A 6,000-nucleotide genomic window follows, 5' to 3' on the forward strand; every position below is an offset into this window, starting at 1 on the left:
ACAGGACCCGGCGATCCTCAGGGCGATGCTCGATCAGGCCGGTGCACTGCGCACGGCGGAAGCACGCGGCGCGGCCCCGCAGTTGGAGGCATGGGTTCCCGACAACGCCGAGGAACTGCTGGATACCGCCACCAGGAAGTTCCGGGAGACGTTCGATTTCTACTGCACCCCGCGCGGCTACCACCCCCGCGCGAACCAGGGATTCCGTCCCCACTCGCGATGAAGGGTTGTCGTGGGCGTGGACTCCGCAGGCAGTGCGGCCATGCGGCGAGCTCGGTTTGCGTGGCCGTGATCCTGGTCAGCCGGTCTTGGTCATGAAAGGGCCGCCTTCGCCGAATGCGAGCCGCGCGAAGTTCTCACCGATGCGGCGGTGTCCTGCGGGATCAGGGTGGACTTCGTCGGGCAGCGGCATTTCGGCATAGTCCGTCTCGCCGTAAAGGCCACGGCCGTCGAGGTAGTGCAGGTCCGGGTCGTCGGCCGCCCGCTGTTCGACGATCTGGGCAAGTTCGTCGCGGATGACGTTGAGCGTCAGACGCCCGGCTGCGCGTTCGGCTGGATCGCCCGTGGCCTTGAACCGCAGGGTCCTGCTGTCGAAGTCGGGCATGAGCGGGCCGGGGGTGTCCTCCTGGACCGGGCACAGGATGGGGGACACGACCAGCAACGGTGTTGTCGGATGCCCCTCGCGGATGGTGTCGAGGAAGCCGTGGACCGCAGGGGTGAAGGCGCGCAGGCGCATCACATCGCTGTTGACGACATTGATGCCGATCTTGAGGCTGATCAGGTCAGCGGGAGTGTCCCGCATTGCGCGAGCGGTGAACGGATCGAGCAGCGCGCTGCCACCGAACCCCAGGTTGACCAGTTCCACTCCGCCTTGGGCGGCTGCCAGGGCCGGCCAGATGGCGGTCGGATGGGTGGCGTTCGAGCCGTGGCTGATGGAACTGCCGTGGTGCAGCCACACCCTTCGCCCGCTGTCCCGCGCCGGTTCGACCGGGGCGTCGGTGCGCAGGGCGATCAGCTCGGTGATCTCCGTATGCGGGAGCCAGATCTCGACGTCCTTGTCACCCGTCGGCAGACCGGTGAACCGGGCGGTACCGGCAGGTCCCTCCGACAGCTCGGCGGACTGGGTGGTCATGTCGATGATCGTGCGGACGTTACCGCCGGCCACCGTGGCCTGGGCAGCGAGACGGCCATTGACCAGCAGGTCGTACACGCCGTCCGCCGGGGCCGGGAATCCTCGGTAGACCCGCTTGGTGGGTAGTGTGTCCAGCTCGATAGTGGTGGCCCGGGTGCGGAAGGCCAACCGTACGCCGGAGGGCTGGCCCTCGGCCACGGCCAGTTGGTTGTCAGGGATCTGCCGACGTGCCCGGGCGGGCAGCCGATGCGGCAGCAGACCGTGCGCGGTCGTTTCCACGTCGAGGTGACCGCGCAGGATGTCCGCGGTGACAGGTGTGGTGATCCAGTCGTGCTCAGTTTTCATTGCCTCAGCCTGGTGATCAAAATTTCCGGATTTTCATTTGCGCCGGTGCGCGGAGCGGCGGACTGTCTAGGGAGGTGCGGCCCTCATCCGGTCAGGGTGTGGCGCGGTTCCGTAGCAGAGCGTCGAGGGAATCCACGATCCAGACCCAGGATTCCTGCGCGTCGGGGGCGCTGTGCTCGAAGCCTCCGGCCAGCTCCAGGCTGACGTAGCCGTGGAAGACGCTGCCCAGCATCCGGACCGCGTGCGTCTGGTCCGGTTCCGCCAGGTCGTATCCGCGCAGGATGGCCCGCGTCATCTGTGCGTGCCTGACGCCGGCGCTGGCGGCCGCCGTCTCCGGGTCGAGCCTGAAGCGAGCGGCGGCGTAGCGGCCGGGGTGATGCCGGGCGTAGTCGCGGTAGGCATCTGCGAAGGCGGCCAGGGCGTCCTTGCCGGCGCGCCCGGCCAAGGCGGCGGAGACCCGATCGGCGAGCTCCTCCAGGGCGAACAGGGCGATCCGGGTCTTGAGGTCCTGGGAGTTCTTCAGATGCGAGTACAGACTCGCGACCTTGACGTCGAACCGCCGGGCGAGCGCCGAAACGGTCACCTTGTCGAAGCCGACCTCGTCGGCCAGTTCCGCTCCCGCCCGGGTCAGACGCTCCGGGGTCAGTCCTACTCGAACCATAACCTGCCTCCTATCCAGCGACAGCTATTATGTATTTGCCCTAAAGCTTTTAGGCAAATTAGCGTGTCGCTCATGAAGTCGCTGACTGAGCAAGAGATTCGTACCGCGTTCGTGAACTGCACCAAGGGTGAAGCGAAGCGCCTGTCCCTCCCCCGCGACTTGGTTGAGCGGCCCTGGGACGACCTGGACTTTCCTCGGCTGGCGCGACCCCCAGGCCCCCGACCGGGCCTACCTCGCCATCGAGCTGGACGGCCGTCCGGTGGCGCTCGCGCTGCGCTGCCCCAGCCCCGGCTCCTGGGAGATGCGGCGCAGCATGTGCTCGATGTGCCTGACGACCCATACCGGAGGCGTCTCGCTGATGGTCGCCGCGAAGGCCGGCAAGGCCGGGCAGCAGGGCAACTCCGTGGGCGCCTACATGTGCAGCGACCTCGCCTGCTCGTTGTACGTGCGAGGCAAGAAGAACGCGGGCGCGGGTGCGCGGCTTCCCGAGTCGCTCACCGGGGAGGAGAAGATCCAGCGGGCCGTCGCGAACCTCACGGCGTTCATCGCCAAGGTCACCACATGAGGCAACCAGCCTCGCGCGTCACACCTGACCGTTCTGGATGTGAGGCGGCGGCCGAATGAGCCCTGTCCGGCGGTCTTCTGCGGTATTGCATCCGGACGGCGACGCTGTCCGGGACGCCTGGCTCGTGTACTGCCCGGGCTCAAGTGGTCGTCGCAACACCGGCTTCTTGGACCATGAATAGATGTTCGTTGAGGGCTTCGGCGGGTGTCTTCCAACCGAGGGTCTTGCGGGGCCTGTTGTTGAGTGCGAGAGCAACGGCCGCGAGTTCGTCGGTATCCCATCGCGACAGGTCGGTGCCCTTCGGAATGTACTGGCGAAGGAGTCCGTTCGTGTTCTCGTCGGTGCCCCGTCGCCAGGGGCTGTGCGGGTCGGCGAAGTAGACCTGCAGCCCGGTGTCGATGCGGAGTTGGGCATGCTGGGCCAGTTCTTTGCCGCGGTCCCAGGTCAGCGAGCGGCGCAAGTGCTCGGGCAGCGTGGTGATCGTGGCGGCGATCGCGTCTTTGCCTCGGCGCCGCGGCCGGCCAGGGCCGGGCCGTTCTTCACACGTGGTTCGACGCCGACCGACGTGCCGGCGGAGGTCGCCGACTACCTTGCTGACCAACTCGGTATCGCGGACGCGTCGGTGCTGAAGGCGTACGGCGAGCGGGAGAACACCCGGCTGGATCACGTCCGTGAGCTGCGGCGGGTCCTGGAAGTGCGGCTGCCGAGCGCTGCTCTTGAAAAGGCGTGGCTGCCGGGCAGTCGTGATGCGAAAATCAGTCCGCAACTTGATCCACATCCGCGTCCCGGAGGTCCGCATGGACGTCACCTCGCTGCTGCCGTTGACCACGGCCCGGTTGTCGCTGCGTCTGTTCACTCCCGGCGACGCCGACGACCTGTACGCCTACCAGAGCCTGCCGAGCGTGGCGCGCTACTTGTACCGGCCGGCGCACACGCGTGAGCGCAGCGAGCAGGTTGCCGCCGAGCGCGCGGCGCAGACGGCCTGGCGCGCCGACGGGGACAAGCTGGCGCTCGCTGTCTGCCGACGCGATGAGCCCGGCGTCCTTGGCGAGGTGAGCCTCGCCCTGGCCGATGCCCGTGCCGCCCAGGCCGAGATCGGCTGGACTCTCGACCCAGGTCACCAGGGGCACGGCTACGCGACCGAGGCGGCCGCGGCGCTGGCCGGGTTTGCCTTCGACACGCTGGGCGTGCACCGGCTCTACGCACGGCTGGATGTGGAGAACACCGGGTCTGTGCGGGTCTGTGAACGCCTCGGGATGCGCCGGGAGGCGCATCTGGTCGAGAACGACCTCGACGGGGATCGCTGGGGCAGCGAGTACATCTACGCGGCGCTGTCCGCGGATCTTGGCGGTCGATCAGGCGATTGAGCTCGACGCCGCCTCCTGTTCGTGATCTTCCATATGGAAGAATCCTGGTATGTCTGGTGGGGATGGCCTGTTCGAGGTGGATCCGGCGGCGGTGGTGAAGCCGGAGACCGCGCCGACGGTGGCGGTGAAGAAGACCTTCCGGGCGTTCGTCCCCGATCAGATACTGATGCCGCCGCCGTCACTGGATGAGTGGCTGCCCGAGGGGCATCTGGCCCGATTCGTGGCCGAACTGGTCGAGAGCGCATGGCCCGCAAACTGCACACCAAACCCGCACGCGCCGCCTACGCCCAACGCAAAGCCATCGTCGAACCGGTCTTCGGGCAGATCATGACCTGCCAAGACGGCCGCAGGCTCCTGCTACGCGGCGAAGCAGGCGCCCGCGCAGAATGGCGGCTAATCGCCGCATGCCACAACCTGCGAAAGATCTTCGGGCAGGTTGGAACCCCCGGACTGGCCGCCGCCCGAGCCTGAGCGCCCAGGCGGCAGCATCACCCTCCACTGCAACCACACCCCGCACCCGCCCCGACACCGCCGACAAACCCCAGACCGCCAGAGATCCGACCACCAACCCTCGACGGCTTGCTCGTTACCGACCCACGCTCCCAGTGTGATGCGCCGCAAATCATGAGGGTAAGTTGCTACCCTTTTCTGGTGTCGCATCCTGGGCCTTCCGCTGTGTCGATCACGCTGTCCGAGGTCGAGCGTGCCGAGTTGGTGCGTCGGGCGGGGTCGTGGGACCGGAGGGCGGCCGAGCGGGCCCGGATCATTCTGGCGTGTGCTGACGGTATGTCGAATGCTGCTGTCGGGCGGCTTGTTGAAGTCCAGGCCAGGACGGTGGGCAAGTGGCGTCGCAAGTTCGCGGCCGAAGGACTGGCCGGCCTGCAGGATGCGGGCCGTATCGGTCGCCCGAAGGCCGACCTGGTCCTCAGTGACGGCGAGCGGGCCCGGTTGGTGCGCTGGGCAAGGCGTGCGAAGACCGCGCAGTACCTCGCGCTGCGGGCCGAGATCGTGCTGCGCTGCGCGGAGGGCGGACGAACTGGCAGGCCGCGATGGACCTGGGCATCGACGAGTCGACCGTCGAGCGCTGGCGGGCCCGGTTCGTGGAGCGGCGGCTGGACGGGTTGCAGGACGGGCCGCGTCCCGGCAGGCCTCCCTCGATCCTTCTCGACCAGGTCGAGGACGTACTGGTGGCGACGTTGGAGTCCGCGCCGGGCCGGGACACCCACTGGTCACGGGCCTCGATGGCCGCGCGCACGGGGCTGTCGAAGTCGACCATCGGGCGGATCTGGAAGAAGTTCGGCCTCAAGCCCCCATCTCCAGGACGCCTTCAAGCTTTCCACCGACCCGCAGTTCGTCGCGAAGGTCGTCGACGTCGTCGGCCTGTACCACCATCCGCCCGAGAAAGCAGTCGTGCTGTGCGTGGACGAGGAAAGCCAGATCCAGGCGCTGGACCGGTCCCAGCCGGTGCTGCCGATGATGCCGGGCATGCCCGAGCGGCGCACCCACGACTACTACCGGCACGGCATCACCAGCCTGTTCGCGGCCTTCAACATCGCCGACGGCAGCGTCATATCGGAACTGCACCGCCGCCACCGGGCCATCGAGTTCAAGAAGTTCCTGGTCACGATTGACAAGGCCGTGCCCGTTGGCCTCGGCATCCACCTGGTCTGTGACAATTACGCCACCCACAACACCGCCGAGATCAGGACGTGGCTCGGAAAGCACCTACGCTTCCACGTCCACTTCACCCCCACCGGCTCCTCGTGGATGAACCAGGTCGAGCGGTGGTCCGGCCTGCTGACGGACAAGCTCATCCGCCGCGGGGTGCACACCTCAGAAGCCGTATCTCAACCGAACGTGATCGCTTGATTTCTGCTGGTCAGGCATCGTGCAGCTCTGAATGGGGGAGGGATCCGGCGTCTTGATTCCG

Annotated in this window: 6 protein-coding genes and 4 pseudogenes; 7 read left to right on the plus strand and 3 right to left on the minus strand. The window is 67.4% G+C overall.

Going from position 1 to position 6,000, the window contains the following annotated elements; genetic code table 11:
• Positions 1-25 precede the first annotated feature (25 nt).
• A complete protein-coding gene (locus ABZY11_RS28190; RefSeq protein ID WP_356481830.1) occupies positions 26-223 on the plus strand; it encodes a hypothetical protein in 198 nt (65 codons plus the stop codon).
• A 75-nt stretch (positions 224-298) separates the two neighbouring features.
• Here the strand turns inward: ABZY11_RS28190 and ABZY11_RS28195 are convergent, their stop codons facing one another.
• Positions 299-1,477, minus strand: a complete 1,179-nt coding sequence (locus ABZY11_RS28195) for a GDSL-type esterase/lipase family protein (RefSeq protein WP_356481831.1) — start codon at positions 1,475-1,477, stop codon at positions 299-301.
• Positions 1,478-1,568: 91 nt separating this feature from the next.
• Positions 1,569-2,138 carry a WHG domain-containing protein gene (locus tag ABZY11_RS28200; protein WP_356481832.1) on the minus strand — a complete coding sequence of 190 codons (570 nt, stop codon included), beginning with the start codon at positions 2,136-2,138 and terminating at the stop codon, positions 1,569-1,571.
• A 72-nt stretch (positions 2,139-2,210) separates the two neighbouring features.
• On the opposite strand from ABZY11_RS28200, the pseudogene ABZY11_RS28205 reads away from it, so the two are divergent.
• Positions 2,211-2,703: pseudogene (locus ABZY11_RS28205) on the plus strand (FBP domain-containing protein).
• Positions 2,704-2,842: 139 nt separating this feature from the next.
• On the opposite strand, the pseudogene ABZY11_RS28210 reads toward ABZY11_RS28205, so the two are convergent.
• Positions 2,843-3,261 (minus strand): annotated as a pseudogene (locus ABZY11_RS28210) (IS30 family transposase); the annotation flags it as partial.
• A gap of 7 nt (positions 3,262-3,268) precedes the next feature.
• On the opposite strand from ABZY11_RS28210, the gene ABZY11_RS28215 reads away from it, so the two are divergent.
• The 5 genes and pseudogenes from ABZY11_RS28215 to ABZY11_RS28235 form a co-directional block, all read left to right on the plus strand.
• Positions 3,269-3,643 carry a DUF4158 domain-containing protein gene (locus tag ABZY11_RS28215; protein WP_356481833.1) on the plus strand — a complete coding sequence of 125 codons (375 nt, stop codon included), beginning with the start codon at positions 3,269-3,271 and terminating at the stop codon, positions 3,641-3,643.
• Positions 3,525-4,070 carry a GNAT family N-acetyltransferase gene (locus ABZY11_RS28220; RefSeq protein ID WP_356481834.1) on the plus strand — a complete coding sequence of 182 codons (546 nt, stop codon included), beginning with the start codon at positions 3,525-3,527 and terminating at the stop codon, positions 4,068-4,070. The genes ABZY11_RS28215 and ABZY11_RS28220 overlap by 119 nt, the downstream gene beginning before the upstream one ends.
• A gap of 49 nt (positions 4,071-4,119) precedes the next feature.
• Positions 4,120-4,401 carry a hypothetical protein gene (locus ABZY11_RS28225; protein ID WP_356481836.1) on the plus strand — a complete coding sequence of 94 codons (282 nt, stop codon included), beginning with the start codon at positions 4,120-4,122 and terminating at the stop codon, positions 4,399-4,401.
• Positions 4,299-4,541, plus strand: a pseudogene (locus ABZY11_RS28230) (transposase); the annotation flags it as partial. The gene ABZY11_RS28225 and the pseudogene ABZY11_RS28230, both read left to right, overlap by 103 nt.
• A 204-nt stretch (positions 4,542-4,745) precedes the next feature.
• Positions 4,746-5,906 (plus strand): annotated as a pseudogene (locus ABZY11_RS28235) (IS630 family transposase); the annotation flags it as partial.
• Positions 5,907-6,000 lie beyond the last annotated feature (94 nt).

This window comes from Streptomyces sp. NPDC006510, assembly GCF_040611955.1.
GTDB lineage: Bacteria > Actinomycetota > Actinomycetes > Streptomycetales > Streptomycetaceae > Streptomyces.